Annotated in this window: 18 protein-coding genes; 4 read left to right on the plus strand and 14 right to left on the minus strand. The window is 69.7% G+C overall.

Going from position 1 to position 19358, the window contains the following annotated elements; genetic code table 11:
* The 13 genes from ACFU5M_RS08640 to pyrR all read right to left on the minus strand — a co-directional run.
* A partial coding sequence (locus tag ACFU5M_RS08640; protein ID WP_379046279.1) for a hypothetical protein occupies positions 1-2295 on the minus strand: 2295 nt, incomplete at its 3' end.
* A 103-nt stretch (positions 2296-2398) separates the two neighbouring features.
* Positions 2399-3610: a methionine adenosyltransferase gene (metK, locus tag ACFU5M_RS08645; RefSeq protein ID WP_379046017.1), complete on the minus strand. Its 1212-nt coding sequence runs from the start codon at positions 3608-3610 to the stop codon at positions 2399-2401.
* A 230-nt stretch (positions 3611-3840) separates the two neighbouring features.
* The gene (gene coaBC / locus ACFU5M_RS08650) at positions 3841-5064 is read right to left on the minus strand and encodes a bifunctional phosphopantothenoylcysteine decarboxylase/phosphopantothenate--cysteine ligase CoaBC (RefSeq protein ID WP_379046020.1); all 1224 of its coding nucleotides are present in this window, start codon (positions 5062-5064) and stop codon (positions 3841-3843) included.
* A gap of 42 nt (positions 5065-5106) precedes the next feature.
* A complete protein-coding gene (rpoZ, locus tag ACFU5M_RS08655) occupies positions 5107-5388 on the minus strand; it encodes a DNA-directed RNA polymerase subunit omega (protein WP_280250368.1) in 282 nt (93 codons plus the stop codon).
* Positions 5389-5414: 26 nt separating this feature from the next.
* Positions 5415-5999 carry a guanylate kinase gene (gmk, locus tag ACFU5M_RS08660; protein WP_379046024.1) on the minus strand — a complete coding sequence of 195 codons (585 nt, stop codon included), beginning with the start codon at positions 5997-5999 and terminating at the stop codon, positions 5415-5417.
* 8 nt (positions 6000-6007) lie between these two features.
* The gene (gene mihF, locus ACFU5M_RS08665; protein WP_028476708.1) at positions 6008-6328 is read right to left on the minus strand and encodes an integration host factor, actinobacterial type; all 321 of its coding nucleotides are present in this window, start codon (positions 6326-6328) and stop codon (positions 6008-6010) included.
* A 569-nt stretch (positions 6329-6897) separates the two neighbouring features.
* The gene (gene pyrF, locus ACFU5M_RS08670) at positions 6898-7722 is read right to left on the minus strand and encodes an orotidine-5'-phosphate decarboxylase (protein WP_379046282.1); all 825 of its coding nucleotides are present in this window, start codon (positions 7720-7722) and stop codon (positions 6898-6900) included.
* Between the two features lie 25 nt (positions 7723-7747).
* Positions 7748-11056 (minus strand): carbamoyl-phosphate synthase large subunit, encoded by a 3309-nt coding sequence (gene carB / locus ACFU5M_RS08675; protein WP_379046029.1) that lies wholly within the window; start codon positions 11054-11056, stop codon positions 7748-7750.
* Positions 11056-12168, minus strand: coding sequence for a glutamine-hydrolyzing carbamoyl-phosphate synthase small subunit (gene carA / locus ACFU5M_RS08680; RefSeq protein ID WP_379046032.1), 1113 nt, complete (start codon positions 12166-12168; stop codon positions 11056-11058). Before carA ends, carB begins: the two co-directional genes overlap by 1 nt.
* Positions 12165-12686 carry a transporter gene (locus ACFU5M_RS08685; RefSeq protein WP_379046035.1) on the minus strand — a complete coding sequence of 174 codons (522 nt, stop codon included), beginning with the start codon at positions 12684-12686 and terminating at the stop codon, positions 12165-12167. Before ACFU5M_RS08685 ends, carA begins: the two co-directional genes overlap by 4 nt.
* Positions 12687-12724: 38 nt before the next feature.
* Positions 12725-14044, minus strand: coding sequence for a dihydroorotase (locus tag ACFU5M_RS08690; protein ID WP_379046038.1), 1320 nt, complete (start codon positions 14042-14044; stop codon positions 12725-12727).
* Positions 14041-15000, minus strand: a complete 960-nt coding sequence (locus ACFU5M_RS08695; protein ID WP_379046041.1) for an aspartate carbamoyltransferase catalytic subunit — start codon at positions 14998-15000, stop codon at positions 14041-14043. Before ACFU5M_RS08695 ends, ACFU5M_RS08690 begins: the two co-directional genes overlap by 4 nt.
* A gap of 40 nt (positions 15001-15040) precedes the next feature.
* Complete coding sequence (gene pyrR / locus ACFU5M_RS08700) at positions 15041-15673, minus strand: bifunctional pyr operon transcriptional regulator/uracil phosphoribosyltransferase PyrR (RefSeq protein WP_379046044.1); 633 nt, start codon at positions 15671-15673, stop codon at positions 15041-15043.
* Positions 15674-15776: 103 nt separating this feature from the next.
* On the opposite strand from pyrR, the gene ACFU5M_RS08705 reads away from it, so the two are divergent.
* The 3 genes from ACFU5M_RS08705 to ACFU5M_RS08715 all read left to right on the plus strand — a co-directional run bounded on the left by ACFU5M_RS08705 (position 15777) and on the right by ACFU5M_RS08715 (position 17495).
* Entirely contained in the window at positions 15777-15968 is a 192-nt protein-coding gene (locus ACFU5M_RS08705) for a hypothetical protein (RefSeq protein ID WP_379046047.1), read from the plus strand.
* A 129-nt stretch (positions 15969-16097) separates the two neighbouring features.
* Positions 16098-16724 carry an alpha-ketoglutarate-dependent dioxygenase AlkB gene (locus ACFU5M_RS08710; protein ID WP_379046050.1) on the plus strand — a complete coding sequence of 209 codons (627 nt, stop codon included), beginning with the start codon at positions 16098-16100 and terminating at the stop codon, positions 16722-16724.
* Between the two features lie 57 nt (positions 16725-16781).
* Positions 16782-17495, plus strand: coding sequence for an HD domain-containing protein (locus tag ACFU5M_RS08715; protein ID WP_379046053.1), 714 nt, complete (start codon positions 16782-16784; stop codon positions 17493-17495).
* A gap of 200 nt (positions 17496-17695) precedes the next feature.
* Here ACFU5M_RS08715 and ACFU5M_RS08720 read toward each other — a convergent pair whose 3' ends face one another.
* Positions 17696-18271, minus strand: a complete 576-nt coding sequence (locus tag ACFU5M_RS08720) for a TetR/AcrR family transcriptional regulator (RefSeq protein WP_379046056.1) — start codon at positions 18269-18271, stop codon at positions 17696-17698.
* An 84-nt stretch (positions 18272-18355) separates the two neighbouring features.
* On the opposite strand from ACFU5M_RS08720, the gene ACFU5M_RS08725 reads away from it, so the two are divergent.
* Positions 18356-19339, plus strand: coding sequence for a zinc-binding alcohol dehydrogenase family protein (locus tag ACFU5M_RS08725; RefSeq protein ID WP_379046058.1), 984 nt, complete (start codon positions 18356-18358; stop codon positions 19337-19339).
* Positions 19340-19358: the final 19 nt, after the last annotated feature.

The following is a 19358-nucleotide window of genomic DNA, read 5'->3' on the forward strand; positions in this document are numbered from 1 at the left end:
CGCGAGCGCCGCTCCGGAGCGGCGCTCGACCCGCAGCAGTAGGCGTTCGACTTCGGCGGGCGAATCCTCGGAGGAGAAGGGCTTACGGGCGCCGTCCGGCAGCGGCACCGGCCCGAGGCGGTCGACCGTATCGGGCAGGTCCGCGGCCGAGAGCAGTTCGGCGATGGTCTCGGCGGTGCCATCGATCGCGGCGAGCCGGACCGCGGGCGGGAAGCCGACCTCGGCCCGAGCAGCGACCTCCGCCCGAGCCGCGCCTACCGGATCCCACCGGACCAGCGCCTGCACGGTGGGGATCGAAGGCTCGGCCATGACGATGACCTGGCCGTGCGCGCGCACCAGCGCCGCGGCGGCCATCCAGCGGCGCAGTGCGTCCTCGGCGGCCCGCAGGTCGGCGCGGCTCAACAAGGCCCAGCCGTCGAGCAGCAGCGCGACGCCGTAGCCGCCGGGGACCAGGGGTTCGGCGCCGACCGTGGCGACCACCACCTGCGGGCCCGGCTGCACGGTGTCGAGCACGGCGCCGCCCCCGGAGCTACGGATCGGAACGCCGGGAAACGCTCGGCCGAGTTCCTCCGCCGTACGGGCCGCCCCGATCACCACGGCCCGTAGCGCGCGCGAGCCGCAGGTGGTGCAACGGAACGCCGCCTCGGTGATCCCGCACCACCGGCAAGCGGGGCTGTGCGCGGCGGCGCTTTCGGCCGCCGATCCGCGGGCTTCCGGGAGCGCGAGCGGCCCGTTGCAGTGCCTACATCGGGCCGGGGTGCGGCATTTTCCGCAGGCCAGCGCGGGGATGTACCCGCGGCGTGGCACCTGCACCAGCACCGGCGCCCCCTCCTTCAACGCGGAGCGGGCGGCCGCGAAGGCGACGCCGGGAATCCGGACGGCACGGGCAACCGGATCGCGCTCCAGTGCGACGTCGCTGTCACCGGGGGCGCTGATCCGCGGCGCGGCCTCGCGCAGCACCGCGCGATCGGCGACCAGATCGTGCGCCCAGCCGGAATCGACCACCGCTTGGATTTCCGCGGTTCGCGCGAAACCCGCCGCGACGAATGCCGCACCGGTCTCGTGCGCCCGCAGCATCGCCACCTCACGCGTGTGCGGATACGGTGCGCGAGGTTCGGCGTAGGTGTCGTCGCCGTCGTCCCACAGCGCGATCAGCCCGAGGTTCGCCGCCGGTGCGAACACCGCGCTGCGCGTGCCTACCACCACTCGGGCCGAACCGCGCAACACCGCCAGCCAACGCCGGTACCGCGCCGCGGGGCCGAGCCCGGCGGCGAGCCCGACGGCCGAGTCCCCCACCAGCTCAACGCATTCCGTCAGTACGCGGTCGAGGTCGCGCTGGTCGGGGACCATGAGGATCGCACTGCGCCCCTGCCCGGCCACCACGGCGGCCAGTTCCGCCAGCCGACGCGGCCAGTCCTCACCGGGCAGTGCCTGCCAAGCCGCGCGTGCGCCTTTCCCCTGCGCGAGCGCACCCGCGAACGCCGGCCCGTGCACGTAACGCTCCCAGGCAGCGAGGTCGACAACCGGAAGCGCCGGCGATACCGCCTCCTGGTTCGTGACGTCGCCGCGAGTCTCCACGCTCTGCCCGCCACCGATTCGCCCATCGTTCGGACGCGGCTCCCGCGGCTTCGACGACTCGTCGTCACCCGCGTCTGGCCGCGGCGCCCGTTGAACCGTCCGCACACCCACGGCGCTGGAATCATCCGGCTTTGTCGCGGTGACGGATTCGGCATCCGCACGGGGGGTTTCGTCGCCCGCGTCTGCCGTATCGGCTTGCCGCACTGCGGAATCCGAGCAGCGCGGATCGATGGACGACGCGGTGGGCACGGAGTTCGCTGTGGCTGACCGCACGGAATCAGTTCCAGTGCTGGGTCCTTCGCTTCCGACAGCACTTGCGGACGCACCGGGGTCCACAACCGCAGCCGTGCGCTCGGCGGAATCAGCTTGTGCCCCAGCGGACTTCTTCGCACCACCGGCCTCGGTGCGGGCGTGGCGCGGTGGAACGGCCAGGCGGAGGACGTCGGCGCGTGTGCCCGCGTAACGAGCCGCCACTGCGCCGGCCAGCTCCAGGATTTCCGGCGTCAGCACGCGTTCGCCGGAGACGACCCGCTCGAGTTCGATCAGCTTGCCGCTGTGATCGCTGTGCGCCGACCGCGCGAGAAGGTAACCGTCGACCAACCGTCCGGCGAAACGGACGCGCACCCGGACCCCCGGCTGAGCGATGTCGCTCAGCTCGGGGGGTACCAGGTAATCGAAGTCGCGGTCGAGATGCGCGGGCGACAGCAGCGGGAGCACCCGGGCGATCGGCAGCTCCACGCCCGCGGGACCCGCGGCCGGACGGTCCGCCTCGATGGCGGAGGTGTCCGCCGCGGGTTCGTTCACTCCGACCTGATCGAGGTCAGAGTCCGACCGCCGCGCGCAGCTTGTCCGCGCGGTCGGTGTGCTCCCACGGCAGGTCGACGTCGGTGCGGCCGAAGTGGCCGTACGCGGCGGTCGGCGCGTAGATCGGGCGCAGCAGGTCCAGGTCGCGGATGATCGCGCCGGGGCGCAGGTCGAAGACTTCGGTGATCGCGGTGGAGATACGCGCCGGATCCACCTTCTCGGTGCCGAAGGTCTCGACGAACAAGCCGACCGGAGCGGCCTTACCGATCGCGTAGGCCACCTGGACCTCGACCCGATCGGCCAGATCGGCCGCCACCACGTTCTTCGCGACCCAGCGCATGGCGTAGGCGGCCGAGCGGTCCACCTTCGACGGGTCCTTGCCGGAGAAGGCGCCACCACCGTGGCGGGCCATGCCGCCGTAGGTGTCGACGATGATCTTGCGGCCGGTCAGGCCCGCGTCGCCCATCGGGCCACCGAGCACGAACTTGCCGGTGGGGTTGACCAGCAGGCGGACGTTCGAGGTGTCCAGCGAGGGCACTTCCAGGTCGGCGAGGACCCCGTCGAGCACCTTCTCGCGGATGTCGGGCGCGAGCAGGTTGTCCAGGTCGATGTCGGCGGCGTGCTGGGTGGAGACGACCACCGTGTCCAGGCGGACCGGGCGATCGCCGTCGTACTCGATGGTGACCTGGGTCTTGCCGTCCGGACGCAGGTAGGGCAGCACGCCGGACTTGCGCACCTCGGTCAAGCGGCGCGACAGCCGGTGCGCGAGCGCGATCGGCAGCGGCATCAGCTCGGGGGTGTCCTTGGTGGCGTAACCGAACATCAAGCCCTGATCGCCCGCGCCCTGCCGCTCGATCTCGTCGTCGGAGCCGCCGACACGTGCCTCGTGCGAGGTGTCGACACCCTGCGCGATATCCGGCGACTGCGCGCCGATCGCGATATTCACACCGCAGGAATTCCCGTCGAATCCCTTTGCAGACGAGTCATATCCGATTTCCAGGACCTTTTCCCGGACAATACGGGGAATATCGGCGTATGCCGATGTGGTGACCTCACCCGCGACGTGGACCTGACCGGTCGTCACGAGGGTTTCCACCGCGACCCGGCTGCGCGGATCCTCCGCGAGCAACGCGTCGAGAATGGAATCGCTGATGGCATCACAGATTTTGTCCGGATGACCCTCGGTCACGGACTCACTGGTGAAAAGCCGGCTCCCGGACGTGCGCACAGTTCTTCCCTCTCCCTCAACGGGTTACTCGTATCGGCTTGCGACAGTAACGCGATGTCGCGACTGCGCAACCCTTACATCTCAGACTATTCCAAATCACCGACAGGGCGGACCTCAACTACGCAGCTGCCCCGACTGCCGAATTCCCGGTGTCCCGCGTGCCGAAAGAATGACGGCGCCGCGAACGAACGACGGATCGGATGGCAATCTCGGCAGGCCTGGTGCCCGGCTCAGCGCAGCAACACACTCAGCGCGTCGAGCACACGGCTGGCCAGCAGCGCCTTCGAGCCGTGATCGAGCGCCTGTTCGGTACCGTCCGCGCCGAGCAGCCAGCCGTCGTTGGTGTCCACCTCGAACGCCTTGCCCTCACCGACCGCGTTGACCACAAGCAGGTCACACCCCTTGCGGGCGAGCTTGGCCCGCGCGTGGGTGAGGACGTCGCCGTGCTCGTCACCGGTTTCGGCGGCGAAGCCGACGATCGCGGTGCCGGGCAATTGCCCGTCGCGGCGCGCCTGCACCAGTCCGGCGAGGATGTCGTCGGTCTTGGTCAGCGGAATGACGTCGGGTTCGCCCGCGCCCTTCTTGATCTTGGCGGCGGCGACATTGGTCGGCCGGAAATCGGCGACCGCCGCGGCCATGATCACCGCGTCGGCGCCGGCGGCGTGCTTATCGACGGCGGTCTTCAGCTGTTCGGCGGTCGTGATGTGCACCAGGTCGACGGCAGCCGGTGCCGCCATCTCGATCGTGTTGCCCGCGATCAGCGTGACGTGCGCGCCGCGCTGGGCCGCGACCCGCGCGAGCGCGTAGCCCTGCTTGCCGGAGCTGCGGTTGCCGAGAAAACGCACCGGATCCAGCGGTTCCCTGGTGCCGCCCGCCGTGATGACGACCCGGCGGCCTTCCAGATCCCGCGGGATCGCGTCGGCGCGCTCCATGAGCAGCGACGCGAGGCCGAAGATCTCCTCGGGCTCGGGCAGCCGACCGGGACCGGTGTCGGCGCCGGTGAGCCGCCCCGCCGCGGGCTCCATGACGATCGCACCGCGGGCGCGCAGCGTCGCGACGTTGGCGACGGTCGCCGGATGCTCCCACATCTCGGTGTGCATCGCGGGCGCGAACAAGATCGGACATCGGGCCGTCAGCAATGTGGCGGTGAGCAGGTCGTCGGCGCGGCCGGAGGCGGCGCGGGCCATGAGGTCGGCGGTCGCCGGGGCGATGACCACCAGGTCCGCCTCCTGGCCCAGCCGGACATGCGGGACCTCCGGCACGTCGGAGAACACACCGGTGTGCACCGGGTTCCCGGACAGTGCTTCGAAGGTCGCTTTGCCGACGAACTCCAGCGCCGAGTGGGTGGGGATCACCCGGACGTCGTGTCCGGTCTCGGTGAACCGCCGGACCAGAGAGCACGCCTTGTAGGCGGCGATCCCTCCGGCTACACCGACGACGATCCTTGTGGTCACTACGCCTCCGGCCTAGTCGTGGTCACGGCGAACTCGGTTCGCTCACTCGCCTTCGGAGTGCTCGAGCAGGTCGGAGTGGATCTCGCGCAGGGCGACCGACAGCGGCTTCTCCTGCAGACCCGGCTCGACCAGCGGGCCGACGTACTCGAGGATGCCGTCGCCGAGCTGGTTGTAGTAGTCGTTGATCTGCCGGGCCCGCTTGGCCGCGTAGATGACCAGGGCGTACTTGGACGACGTGCGCTCCAGCAACTCGTCGATCGGCGGGTTGGTCAGGCCGATCGGCGTGTCGTAGGCGGGCGCGGTCTTGGTGTCCGTACTGCTCACTAGGGGGACTCCTGGTGTTTGGGAGGTCACGAACTCGAATTTGTGCTAACGAACAACGATACCAACTGCTCACACGCGCTGGTCACCTCGTCGTTCACGATAACGATGTCGAACTCGTCACAGGCGGCCAGCTCGATCCTGGCTGTCTCTAATCGGCGCTCGATCACCTCGGGCGACTCGGTGCCACGCGAGGTCAGCCGCGCCACCAACTCCTCCCAGCTCGGCGGAGCCAGGAACACCAGGATCCCCTCCGGGATCGCCCGGCGCACCGACCGCGCGCCCTCGAGATCCACTTCCACCAGTACCGGCAGGCCTTCCGCCAGAGCGGCACGCACCGGCCCGGCGGGGGTGCCCGAACGCTGCAACCCGCCGTGGATGTCCGCCCACTCGAGCAGCTCACCCGCCTCGATCATCGCGTCGAACTCCGCACGGGAGACGAAGTGGTAGTCGACGCCGTCGACCTCCCCGGGCCGGGGGGCCCGGGTCGTTGCCGACACGCTGAAGACCAGGTCGGGCAGCCGTTCGCGGACACAGCGGACCACGGTGGACTTGCCCACGGCCGAGGGGCCGACCAGTACTACCAGTCGACCCTTCCGCGTGTGTTCGATCACCCTCGTCGTCAGGCGTCGAAGTCGAACCGGGCCAGCAGCGCCTTGCGCTGCCGGTCACCGAGTCCGCGCAGCCGCCGGGTGGGGGCGATCTCCAGCTCGCTCATGATTTCCGCCGCCTTGACCTTGCCCACCTTCGGCAGGGCCTCCAGCAGCGCCGACACCTTCATCTTGCCGAGGATCTCGTCGGTCTCGGCGTCGGTGAGGACCTGCTTCAGGTTGGTGCCGCCACGCTTCAGGCGCTCCTTGAGCTCCGCCCGAGCGCGGCGAGCGGCAGCCGCCTTCTCCAAAGCAGCGGCGCGCTGCTCGTCAGTCAGCTGGGGAAGGGCCACGGTTCCTCCGTCTCATCGTTCATTGCATCAACTCCTGCCGGTAACCCGGCAGTCTCAGCGACCGTACCCACGACGTCCGCCGATTGCGAACCCACCCCCCAGGTCAGCGCATGATTCCGGATACCGACCACATCCGGGCGGTACGTCGCCGGACCCCCCGCGCCACCACTCGGATCGTGCCGCCGGCTCCGCGAAACAGGCCGCCAACAGGGCGTTTTCGGCAAACCGAGTGGTTTGCGGAAGGGTTGCGGCAGCGCAGGGCATCGTTCCAGCAACCCCTCACGCGCCCTACCAGGAACTTTCTGGAAATTTTCCGCGTGTCGCAAGTTCTTCCCGCGTGTCGGGCGTCACAGCCGAGACAGTGGGCCCGCTCCGCGCGGCATTCGGTGCCGGTTCGCGGCCCTGTACGCCGGTCCAGCAGGCAGGTGCCCATCCGGGGCACGGATGAGCGCCGAAATCGGCGCAGGAGAGCGCACAGGCCCCGGTAAGGCCGCGCGTATGAGCACACCTGCACGCACAGCAGGCCCGAAAAGACCGAAGGCCGGCGTTGGGTGCGCCGGCCTTCGTGGTCATTTCTGCAGGAACGCGAACGCGTCCTGGAGTTCGTGCACCCTGGCACGCAGTGCCGGGACGTCGGGGCCGGCGCGCAGCAGCTCGCGGGAGACGTTCGGCAGGACGGCCCCGAGCATCGGCTCGGGGACCAGTTCGCGCACCGTGTCCGGGCCGCCGCCCTGAGCGCCCACCCCGGGCATCAGGATCGGACCGTTGAGCGCGGACAGGTCCGGCACCTCGCGCAGCGTGGCGCCGACCACCACGCCCACCGAACCGAACTCGCTGCCCGCGTTGCGGGCCGCGGCTTCGTCGACCATCACCTGCGCGACCGCGCGGCCGTCCGCCGCTACCGCCCGCTGCACCTGCGCTCCTTCGGGATTCGACGTCGCCGCGAGCACGAAGACGCCGCGGCGGTTGGCCTCGGCGAGCGACAACGCAGGCGCCAGCGAACCGAATCCGAGGAACGGGGAGACCGTCACCGCGTCGGACGCGAGTGGACCGTCGGCCAGCCAGGTCCTGGCGTAGGCCTCCATGGTGGACCCGATGTCGCCGCGCTTGGCGTCGGCGAGCACCAGGGTTCCCGAGGCGCGCAGCACCTCGATGGCGCGCTCCAGGACGGCGATACCGCCGGAGCCGTAGGCCTCGAAGAACGCGACCTGCGGCTTGACCAGCGCGACCAGACCGTCGAAGGCCTCCACGCAGATCTCGGCGAAGCGCTCGAGACCATCGACGTCCTCGGTGAGGTCCCAGGACCGCAGCAGCTGCGGGTGCGGGTCGATCCCGACGCACACGGGCCCGAAGTGCCGCATCGCGTGCCGCAAGCGCTCGCCGAAGGTCTTCATCTCGCCCATTCCGTCCGGTCGCGGCTCATCCACGCAGCACCGAGTGCAGTTCCTGCAGGGACCGCACACCGATGCCGCCGTTGATGCTCGCCTCGATGCCTTGCACCGCGGCGGCCGCACCCTGCACGGTGGTGATGCACGGGATGTTCACCCCGACCGCCGCGCTGCGGATCTCGTAGCCGTCCACGCGAGGGCCGGAGTTGCCGTAGGGCGTGTTGAACACCATGTCGACCTCGCCGTCGCGGATCTGCTCCACGATCGTCGGCTCGTCGCCGGGACTCACCTCGGAGTGCTTGCGCACCTGCTCGCACGGAATACCGTTGCGGCGCAGCATTTCCGCCGTGCCCTCGGTGGCGAGGATGCGGAAACCCAGGTCGTGCAAGCGCTTCACCGGGAAGACCATCGCGCGCTTGTCCCGGTTGGCGATCGAGACGAACACCGTGCCCTCGGTGGGCAGCGAGCCGTACGCGGCGGTCTGGCTCTTGGCGAAGGCGGTACCGAAATCGGCGTCGATGCCCATCACCTCGCCGGTGGACTTCATCTCCGGCGACAGCAGCGAGTCCACCCCGCTGCCGTCGGCGCGCCGGAAGCGGTGGAACGGCAGCACCGCCTCCTTGACCGCGACCGGAGCGTCCAGCGCGACGTGCCCGCCGTCACCCTCGCTCGGCAGCATGCCCTCCTTGCGGAGTTCGGCGATGGTGGCGCCGAGCATGATCCGGGCGGCGGCCTTGGCCAGCGGCACCGCGGTCGCCTTGGACACGAACGGGACGGTCCGGCTCGCTCGCGGATTGGCCTCCAGGACGTAGAGCACGTCGTCCTTGAGCGCGTACTGCACGTTGAGCAGGCCGCGCACGCCGATGCCCTTGGCCAGCGCTACGGTGGAGCGACGCACCGCCTCGATATCGCTGCGGCCCAACGTGATCGGAGGCAGCGCGCAGGCGGAGTCACCGGAGTGGATGCCGGCCTCCTCGATGTGCTCCATCACGCCGCCGAGGTAGACCTCCTCGCCGTCGCACAGCGCGTCGACGTCGATCTCGATCGCGTCCTCCAGGAAGCGGTCGACCAGCACCGGGTGCTCCGGGCTGAGCTCGGTCGCGCGGGAGATGTAGCCCTCCAGGGACTTCTCGTCGTACACGATCTCCATACCGCGGCCACCGAGCACGTAGGACGGGCGCACCAGCACCGGGTATCCGATGTCCGCGGCGATCTTGCGGGCGTGCGCGAACGTGGTGGCGGTGCCGTACTTCGGCGCGGGCAGCCCGGCCGCGACCAGCACGTCGCCGAACTCGCCGCGGTCCTCGGCCAGATCGATGGCGGCCGCGCTGGTGCCGACCACCGGCACGCCCGCCTCGGTGAGGCGCTGCGCCAGCCCGAGCGGGGTCTGCCCGCCCAGCTGCACGATAACGCCCGCGACGGTGCCCGACTCGCATTCGGCGTGGTAGACCTCGAGCACGTCCTCGAAGGTCAGGGGCTCGAAGTAGAGACGGTCGGCGGTGTCGTAGTCGGTGGAGACGGTCTCGGGGTTGCAGTTGACCATCACCGTCTCGTACCCGGCCCGTGACAGCGTCTGCGCCGCGTGCACGCACGAGTAGTCGAACTCGATGCCCTGGCCGATCCGGTTCGGTCCGGACCCCAGAATGATCACTTTCTCGCGCTCGCGCTGCGGTGCCACTTCGGACTCGGCGGCGGGATCGAGTTCGTAGGCCGAGTAGTGGTACGGGGTCTTGGCCTCGAACTCGGCGGCGCAGGTGTCGACGGTTTTGAAGACAGGGCGGACACCGAGCCGGTGCCGCAGGGCGCGCACACCGCTCTCCCCCGCCAGCTCGGGCCGCAGCGCGGCCAGCTGACGATCGGACAGGCCGTAGTGCTTGGCCCGGCGCAGCAGCGGCTCGTCCAGCACGGGCGCGTCGAGGATCTCCCGGCGCAGCTCGACCAAGCCGGCCACCTCCGCGACGAACCATGGGTCGATGCCAGAGGCTGCGGCGACGTCCTCGATGCTCGCGCCCAGGCGCAGCGCCCGCTCGACCTGGTAGATGCGCCCCTCGGTGGGCGTGCGCAGATCCTCGAGGATCGCTGAAACATCCGTCCACGCGCCGTCGTCCTCGGTCCAGAAGCCCGCGGCCTTGGTCTCCAGCGATCGCAGCACCTTGCCCAGCGACTCGGTGAAGTTGCGGCCCAGCGACATCGCTTCGCCGACGGACTTCATGGTGGTGGTCAGCGTGCCGTCGGCGCCGGGGAACTTCTCGAACGCGAAGCGCGGCGCCTTGACGACCACGTAGTCCAGGGTCGGCTCGAAACAGGCCGGCGTTTCCTTGGTGATGTCGTTGACGATTTCATCGAGCGTGTAGCCGATGGCCAGTTTGGCCGCGATCTTCGCGATCGGGAAGCCCGTCGCCTTCGATGCCAGCGCGGACGAGCGCGAGACACGCGGGTTCATCTCGATGACGATGAGGCGCCCGTCGCTCGGGTTCACCGCGAACTGGATGTTGCAGCCGCCGGTGTCGACGCCGACCTCGCGCAGGATCGCGATACCGAGATCGCGCAGCTTCTGGTACTCGCGGTCGGTGAGCGTCATCGCCGGAGCGACGGTGACCGAGTCACCGGTGTGCACGCCCATCGGGTCGACGTTCTCGATCGAGCAGACCACCACGACGTTGTCGCGGCCGTCGCGCATCAACTCGAGCTCGTATTCCTTCCAGCCGAGAATCGACTCCTCGATGAGGACGTTCGCGGTGGGCGAGGCGGCCAGGCCGCCGCCGGCGATGCGATCGAGGTCCTGCTCGTTGTAGGCCATGCCCGAACCGAGGCCACCCATGGTGAACGACGGGCGCACCACCACCGGGTAGCCGAGTTCGGCGACCGTCTCGCGAGCTTCGTCCATGGTGAAGCAGACCCGCGAGCGGGCGCTCTCGCCGCCCACCTTGGCGACGATGTCCTTGAACTTCTGCCGGTCCTCACCGCGCTGGATGGCGTCGAAGTCGGCGCCGATCAGCTCCACGCCGTACTTCTCCAGCACGCCGCGCTCGTGCAGCGCGACCGCGGTGTTCAGCGCGGTCTGGCCGCCGAGGGTGGCCAGGATGGCGTCGGGACGCTCCTTCTCGATGACCTTTTCCACGAACTCCGGCGTGATCGGCTCCACGTAGGTGGCGTCGGCGAACTCCGGGTCGGTCATGATCGTCGCCGGGTTCGAGTTGACCAGCGACACCCGCAGGCCCTCGGCCCGCAGCACCCGGCACGCCTGCGTGCCGGAATAGTCGAATTCGCACGCCTGGCCGATGACGATCGGGCCAGAACCGATCACCAGGATGTGCTCGAGATCCTCGCGGCGAGGCATCAGGCTCCTTCCATGAGACCGGCGAAACGGTCGAACAGATACGCGGCATCGTGAGGCCCGGCGGCGGCCTCCGGGTGGTACTGCACGGAGAAGGCGCGGCCGTCGACCAGCCGGACCCCTTCGACCGTGCCGTCGTTGGCGCAGACGTGACTCACCTCGGCCGTGCCGAAGGGGGTCTCGAACCGCTCGCCGCGCTCGCCCTCCAGCGCGAACCCGTGGTTCTGCGCGGTGATCGAGATCCGGCCGGTCTCGTGCTCCACCACCGGGATGTTGATGCCGCGGTGGCCGAACTTCATCTTGTAGGTCCCCCGGCCGAGCGCACGGCCGAGGATCTGGTTGCCGAAGCAGATGCCGAACAGCGGCAGGCCCGCGCCCAGCACCCCGCGGGTCAGCTCGACCGCGCCGTCGGCGGTGGCCGGGTCGCCCGGGCCATTGGACAGGAAGACCCCGTCCGGCTTCAGTTCGAGGATTTGATCGAGCGTGCTGGACGAGGACACCACGTGCACCCGCATGCCGCGCTGCGCGAACATGCGCGGAGTGTTGGTCTTGATCCCTAGGTCGACCGCGACGACCGTGCGCCGGTGCTCGCCGTCGGGCTCGATCGTGTAGAGCGCGTCGGTGGTCACCTCGCCCGCGAGGTCGGCGCCCAGCATGGACGGCTGACCGGTCACCCGGGCCACCAGCTCGTCGGGGGCGGCGAGCGCGTCACCGGAGAAGATGCCCGCCTTCATCGAACCGCGGGAGCGCAGGTGACGCACCAGCGCCCGGGTGTCGATGCCCGCGATCCCGACGATCCGCTGCCGCTCCAGTTCGTCCGGCAGCGTCGTGGTGGCGCGCCAGTTGGACGCGCGCCGCGCGGGGTCGCGCACCGCGTACCCGGCGACCCAGATCTTGGTGGACTCGTCGTCCTCGTCGTTCCAGCCGGTGTTGCCGATCTGCGGCGCGGTGGCCACCACGATCTGTCGGTGGTAGGACGGGTCGGTGAGGGTCTCCTGGTACCCGGTCATCGCGGTGCAGAACACCGCCTCACCGAGCGTCTGGCCCACGGCGCCGTAGGCCTGGCCGCGAAACACCCGGCCGTCCTCCAGCACGAGTGCTGCTTCTCCTGTCATCCCTCGTCATCTCCCGTCATCGTCCCGCTCTGATCCGCCGCCGGAAGCCGGCGCCAAGCCGGGTAGACCGACTTGTCGTCGCCGCGGAAACCCGTATCGATCTCGGTTCCGGTCGGCAGCTTCCAGCGAATGACCAGCACACCATCTTCCGTCATCACTTTGCCCGCATGGCCGCGTTCGGTGCGCACCGCGGTGATGGATTCCTGCGGAATCCAGATCACCGCCGCGCCGTCGCGTTCGAGCAAGATCCCCCGTTCGAACCGCGTGAGTTCCGCGGTGGCCCGGAAACCCAGGTCGCCTACCGTGATCCGGTCCTGCCAGCTGGGCGCGATAGTGCTGCCCAGGTACAGGCCGGTGGTCGGCTCCAGCACTTGCGCGCCGAGTTCGGCGGGCAGGGCGGGCAGCGCGCCGATGCGCTCCGCCTGACGTGCCGCGCGGTTGCGCCAGCCCCGGTACATCAGCCAGAGGCAGACCGCGAACAGGATCAGCAGCCCGACAACCCAGAGTGTTCTCTCCATTACGAACCTCCTCGAAGGGCCACGCCTCGGTCGTTCATCTACGCCTCCGCCCGATTGCCCAGCGCCTTGCCGTCGCGGGCGGTGACCCGGCCGCGCAGCAGCGTCGCCGTCACCCGCGCCGGGAAGGTCATCGCCTCGAACGGCGTGTTGTTCGAGATGCTGGCCAGTTCCTTCGCGCGCACCGTCCAGCTCGCTTTCGGATCGACCAGCGTCAAGTTCGCCGGCTCGCCGACCTCGAGCGGCCTGCCGTGATCGTCCAGACCCACGATCTCGGCCGGGCGTTCGCTCATCACGCGGGCGACGCCGCGCCAGTCCAGCAGCCCCGGCTCCACCATGGTCTGCACGATGATCGACAGCGCCGTCTCCAGTCCCAGCATGCCGGGCCGGGCTGCGGCGAACTCGCAGCACTTGTCCTGCTCGGCGTGCGGAGCGTGGTCGGTGGCGACGCAGTCGACGATGCCCTCGGCCAGCGCCTGCCGCAGCGCGGCGGCGTCGGACGCCTCGCGCAGCGGCGGGTTGACCTTGTTGACCGCGTCGTAGGTCTCCAGCCGGGAGTCGTCCAGCAGCAAGTGGTGCGGGGTGACCTCGGCGGTGATGGAGATGCCCTGCGACTTCGCCCACCGCACCAGTTCCACGGTGCCCGCGGTGGAGGCGTGGCAGATGTGCACCCGGGCACCCGCGTCCCGCGCGAGCAGGGCGTCACGCGCCACGATGGACTCCTCGGCCGCGCGCGGCCAGCCTGCCAGCCCGAGTCGGGCCGCGGTCGGTCCCTCGTGCGCGATGGCGCCCTCGGTCAGTCTCGGCTCTTCCGCGTGCTGGGCGATCAGCACCCCGAGCGAGTTCGCGTACTCCAGCGCGCGGCGCATGATCAGCGGGTCGTGGACGCAGTGGCCGTCGTCGGAGAACATGCGCACCGCGCCGACCCCCGCGGCCATGGTCCCCATCTCGGCGAGCTGCTTGCCCGCCAAGCCGACGGTGACCGCGCCGACCGGATACACGTCGACCAGGCCCACCTCCCGGCCGCGCCGCCATACGTGGTCGGTGACGACCACCGAGTCGGCGACCGGATCGGTGTTGGCCATCGCGAAGACCGCGGTGTAGCCGCCGAGCGCGGCGGCGGCGGATCCGGATTCGATGGTCTCGGTGTCCTCGCGGCCCGGCTCGCGCAGGTGGGTGTGCAGGTCGACGAAGCCGGGCAGCAGGACTTGCCCCTGCGCGTCGATGATCTCGGCGTCGACCGCGTCCAGATCGGTGCCGATCCGGCGGATCTCTCCATCGGCGACGAGCACGTCGACCGGCTCGCCTTCGCCGTACAGCAGCGCACCCTTGATCAGGACGGCGGTGTCGTTCTTTCTCATGCCACTGCCTCCTGTGTCCCGACGAGCAGGCGGAACAAGACCGCCATCCGCATGTGCACGCCGTTGGTGACCTGTTGCAACACCGCGGCTTTCGGCGAGTCCGCGACCGCGGACGCGATCTCCATGCCGCGCAGCATCGGGCCGGGGTGCAGCACGACGGCGTGGTCCTCGAGCAGGGCCAGCCTGCGTTCGGACAACCCGTAGGTGATCGAGTACTCGCGCGCCGACGGGAAGAACCCGCCGTTCATCCGCTCGGCCTGCACGCGCAGCATCAGCACCGCGTCGGCGCCGATCAGCTCGGCGTCCAGATGATGTGAGACGCGGGCGGGCCAGGTCTCCACACCGACCGGGAGCAACGTACGCGGGGCGACCAGCACCACCTCCGCGCCCAGCGTGGCCAGCAGGAAGACGTTGGACCGCGCGACCCGGCTGTGCAGGATGTCACCGACGATGACGACCCGCTTGCCTTCGATGTCGCCCAGCCGCTGCCGGAGGGTCAGCGCGTCCAGCAGGGCCTGGGTCGGGTGCTCATGCGTCCCGTCACCCGCGTTGACGACCGCCGGCCCCGAGGCGCGCCCTGCCGAGACGGCCCACTCGTCCATCCAGCGGGCGATCTGGTGCGCGGCGCCGGAAGCCGGGTGTCGCACGATCAGCGCGTCGGCGCCCGCGGCGTGCAAGGTCAGCGCGGTGTCGCGCAGCGACTCACCCTTGGCCACCGAGGAACTGCTCGCGCTGACGTTGATCACGTCCGCGCTCATCCACTTGCCCGCCACCTCGAACGAGACCCGGGTCCGGGTGGAGTTCTCGAAGAAGACCGTCATCACGGTGCGCCCGCGCAGCGTGGGCAGCTTGTGCACCTCGCGGCCGAGCAGGGCCTGTTCGAACCGCTCGGCCTCGTCGAGCAGTTCGGTCGCGGCGGCGCGATCGAGCGTGGCGACCGACAACAGATGCCTCACCCAGCTACCTCCTGCCGCGAGCCGGCGTGCGGCGACTCCATCACGCCTCCTCCTGGTGCAGGTAGACGCCATCCCGGCCGTCGTGTTCGGCCAGTAGCACCGAAATGTCCTCAGACCGGCTGGTCGGTACGTTCTTGCCCACATAGTCGGCGCGGATCGGCAGTTCCCGGTGACCGCGATCGATGAGCACCGCCAGTTGCACCGCGCGCGGGCGGCCCAGGTCGCGCAGACCGTCGAGCGCCGAGCGTACGGTGCGACCGGAGAACAGCACGTCGTCGATCAGCACCACGAGCGCGTCCTCGATGCCACCTTCCGGAACGGAGGTGCGTTCCAGCGGCCGGTGCGGACGGCTGCGCAGATCGTCGCGGTAGAGGGTGATGTCGAGCGAGCCCAGAGCCGGGCGGACGCCGGAGAATTCCTCGATCTTCTCGGTGAGCCGCGCGGCCAGGGTGGTCCCACGGGTCGGGATGCCGATCAGCACCACCCGCGGCGCGTCCGGCTCGCCCGCGTCCAGCGCGGTCTTCTCGATGATCTGGTGCGCGATGCGCGCGATGGTCCGCCCGACATCCGAAGCCGACAACAGCTCTCGCCCCGCCGCCACCCACTCCGGGGTATGTCGCTGCGATGTCTCGGCAGCGCCGGACTTGGCGGCCCGCTCTTCGGGCACAGCCATGCCGACCTCCTTCCCCGCCTCACCGGACGGTCCGTTAAAGGATGTCTTACGGCAAGCAGCGTATCAGCGCCGTCAGCCCCGCTTTCACCAGGCATATCGCGCTGTGAGCAGGGCCACTGACCGTCATGGGGGACGCGGCCGCGCGCTACTGGTGGACGGCTTCGGCGTCAGCTTGCGGTACCAGTTCCGGCTGCTCGCGGACCTGATGACCGCGCCGGAACGCGCGCCGCTCGCGGTATTCCACGCCAGGCAGGCACTGCTCGCGATCAGCTGGAGCACCGCGATGAATGGGTGACCTGCGATTGTCCGACGACGAGTGCTACGCGGCGGCGCGGGCGATCGCGAACGACATCCTGATGAAGGTCCGACAGTCGTGACCGAAATCCGCTAGCACATACGTTCGATCGGCGGTACGCTCGGCCGCGTGTCCACACTGCTGCAAGGATCGCTGCTCGACGGATTCGGCGACACCGAATTCGCGCCGCTGCGCGATGCGCGCCGTACCGTACTCGACCGAGGGGCCTGGGTGGATCTACTGCCCAGCTGGCTGCCGGGCGCGGACGCGCTGTTCGACCGGCTGGTCGGCGGTGTGCCATGGAAAGCCGAGCGCAGGCCGATGTACGACCGCGTGGTCGAGGTGCCCCGCCTGCTGCGGTTCTACTCCGAGCACGAACCACTGCCGGATCCCGCGCTGGCCGACGCCCGCACGGCACTGAGCGAGCATTACCACCGTGAACTCGGTGAACCGTTCCGCACCGCGGGCCTGTGCTACTACCGGGACGGGCGCGACAGCGTCGCCTGGCACGGCGACAACATCGGCCGGGGGGCTACCGACGACACCATGGTCGCGATCGTGTCGATCGGGGCGCCGAGGGCGCTGCTGCTCCGGCCACGCGGCGGCGGCGCCAGCATCAAATACTCTGTGGGACACGGCGATCTACTCGTCATGGGCGGCTCCTGCCAGCGCACCTGGGAACACGCCGTGCCGAAGACGCGCAGACCCACCGGTCCGCGGATCAGCATCCAGTACCGCCCACGCGGGGTCCGTTGAGCGAGTTCGGCGCTCCGTCGTCCGTCGCGTGTCGCCCGGTCCGGTTAGCCTGGCAACATGAGCAATCCAGGGGCGGGGGTCTTGGCCGTGATGCCGCTGCACACGATCAGCGAGGTCTACGGCGAGGCCGGGCTACGGGAACGATTACTGCTGGAAATCGCCGAGTTGCCGGACACGCAGCGCCTGGCCGCGGCGCTCGATCTCGCGGCCGACCTGCATCGTGACGACCGGTACGGCCGCGAGCCGTACCTCAGTCATCTACTGCGCGTGACCATTCGGATCATCAGTCACTACGAGGTCCGGGATCCCGACGTGGTCGCGGCGGGGCTGTTGCACGACTCGGTCGAGGACCACGCCACCGAACTGGCCGCCGATCGCCCGGGTCCGGCCGTCGACGCCGCATTGGACGCGCTCACCGATCGGTTCGGTGCGCGAGTGGCCGATCTCGTCGCCGCGGTGACCAATCCCGAACCGGATCCGGCGCGCGACCGGCAGGCGCAGTACCGCGAACACGTCGCGGCCAACCTGGACCGGGACCCGTGGGCCCGCGTCATCAAGCTTTCCGATTTCACCGACAACGGCGTCGGCATCCTCTATGCCACCGGCCCAGCGATGGCGAAACTCGCCGCCAAGTACCGCCCGCTCACCGACGTGTACCGCGACCTGGTCACCCGGCCGGACACACCACTGGCCGACCATGTCCGGCAGCACATCCTCGACCAGCTCGACCGCGCGGACGAACGCTTCGAGGCCATCCTGTCGCGGGACTGATCGCCGCGCGGGCCCGCATCCGAGAGTTCCGCGCAGCGGCGGATCGGACACCGAGCACCCCGACGGCCGCCACCGGGCGGCCACTTGGCCGACCCCGCGCCGACGAATGATTCCTCGGTTTCCCGTGCTCGATCCCAGACCGCCTCGCAGGTGCGTCGGTCGACGTGCGAGCGCGGCCCTACCTGCCATCGCACGAGTGGTCAGGGCGTGCGTAGCACCGCCTCCACCAGCTCCCGCACCCCCGCCAGCAACCGGTCGGCCTCACCCGCCCGGACCATGGCCGGCACCAACTCGGCGCTCAACGCACCGAGCAGCAGCCGCCCGACCACTTCCGCGTCCAGGTCCGGACGCGCTTCGTGTAGCAACGTGGTGAGGTGGTTGTCCCAGAACGCGTGGAATTCGGCGGTCCGCGGATGTGGGGGCTCGGTGCGATAGGCGACCATCAGCTCGGAATTATTGATCACCAGCCGCGCCATCGCGTCGAAGTAGGCGATCAAGCGGGCAGCGGCGGGCGCGCCGGGCCCCAGCGGCGGCGGGCCGTGGGCGATCGCATCCATGAGCGTGAGCGCGCTCTCGGCAACCATCTCGTGCAAGAGCCCGGCGCGGCTACCGAAGCGATGGAAGATGGTGCCCTTGCCCACTCCGGCGGCAGCCGCGACGCGGTCCATGGTGATCGCTTCGGCACCGTGCTCGGCGAGCAGCGCGAAGGTGGCGTCCAGGATCGCCCGCCGATTACGCGCCGCGTCCGCTCGTTCCCTGGGCCGTCCGTCGCCCATCGCACCCGCCTTCTAGACAAGTTGACCGGCGGTCCATATCATCGGTGAGTCAATTGGACCGTCAGTCAACTTATGGAGTTCGTGATGCAAGCAATCGTAATGACGGCAGTAGGAAGCCCCGACGTGCTGGTGGCCGAGGAGGTCCCCGCGCCGCGGGCAGGCGCACACGAGGTGGTGATCCGCGCCGAGGCGATCCCGGTGCTGTTCCCCGAGACCAAGCTGCGCTCCGGCGAGTTCCCGCTCGGCGCTCCACTGCCACTGGTCTTCGGTTTCCAGGCCGCGGGGGTCGTCACCGAAGTCGGCACGCAAGCCGATCCGGCGCTGATCGGACGGCGAGTCGTCGTGGCGACAAGGGGTTTCGGCGCCTACGCCGAATTCGTCGCCGCGCCTGCGGATTCCGTGACAGCGATTCCGGACGGCCTGTCGTTTGTCGACGCCGCGGCAGTGCTGATGAACGGCTCGGTAGCGATTCCATTGCTCGAAACCGCCGCGCTGACCGGCGTCGAAACCGTCCTGATCGAGGCGGCCGCCACGGGCGTCGGCAGCGCCTTGACCCAACTGGCCGGAGAATTCGGGGCGGCTCGCGTCATCGGCACCGCGGGCAGTCCCGAGAAGGCGGCCCGGGCTCGCAAGCTGGGTGCCGACGAAGTGATAGACCACAACGATCCGGCGTGGACCGCCCGGCTGCACGAATCGCTCGGCGGCGCGACGGTGGACGTGGTGTTCGATTCGATCGGCGGTGCGAGCGCTTCCGGCCTGCTCGATCTGATGACCCCCCTGCGCGGCCGGATGCTGGGCTACGGCTGGCTGTCCGGCGCACCCGCGCAGGTGTCGGCGACCGACCTGATCATGCGCGGGCTCACCTTCACCGGTTGCGCGGGACCGGAGTGGCTGAACCGAGTCGCGCGGGCGCGCGGCGCCGTTCTGGCCCGCGCGGTGGCGGGTGGGCTCGATCCGCTGGTCGAGGCGGTGCTGCCGTTGGACCAGGCGAGCCGCGCGCATCGGCTGCTGGAAGAGCGGGCACCGCTGGGCAAGATCGTGCTACGTCCGCGAGCCGCCACGTCCTGAGAGCGGCGCGTACCCTGCG

It is taken from the genome of Nocardia sp. NPDC057455 (genome assembly GCF_042802775.1).
Classification (GTDB): domain Bacteria; phylum Actinomycetota; class Actinomycetes; order Mycobacteriales; family Mycobacteriaceae; genus Nocardia.

Excerpts from the sequence above, each read along its gene's own strand:
- pyrF (WP_379046282.1), bottom strand. The coding sequence starts at position 7,722 with ATGAAGACCTTCGGCGAGCGCTTGCGGCACGCGATGCGGCACTTCGGG.
- carB (WP_379046029.1), bottom strand. The coding sequence starts at position 11,056 with ATGCCTCGCCGCGAGGATCTCGAGCACATCCTGGTGATCGGTTCTGGC.
- carA (WP_379046032.1), bottom strand. The coding sequence starts at position 12,168 with ATGACAGGAGAAGCAGCACTCGTGCTGGAGGACGGCCGGGTGTTTCGC.
- ACFU5M_RS08685 (WP_379046035.1), bottom strand. The coding sequence starts at position 12,686 with ATGGAGAGAACACTCTGGGTTGTCGGGCTGCTGATCCTGTTCGCGGTC.
- ACFU5M_RS08690 (WP_379046038.1), bottom strand. The coding sequence starts at position 14,044 with ATGAGAAAGAACGACACCGCCGTCCTGATCAAGGGTGCGCTGCTGTAC.
- pyrR (WP_379046044.1), bottom strand. The coding sequence starts at position 15,673 with ATGGCTGTGCCCGAAGAGCGGGCCGCCAAGTCCGGCGCTGCCGAGACA.
- ACFU5M_RS08715 (WP_379046053.1), top strand. The coding sequence starts at position 16,782 with ATGAGCAATCCAGGGGCGGGGGTCTTGGCCGTGATGCCGCTGCACACG.
- ACFU5M_RS08720 (WP_379046056.1), bottom strand. The coding sequence starts at position 18,271 with ATGGGCGACGGACGGCCCAGGGAACGAGCGGACGCGGCGCGTAATCGG.
- ACFU5M_RS08725 (WP_379046058.1), top strand. The coding sequence starts at position 18,356 with ATGCAAGCAATCGTAATGACGGCAGTAGGAAGCCCCGACGTGCTGGTG.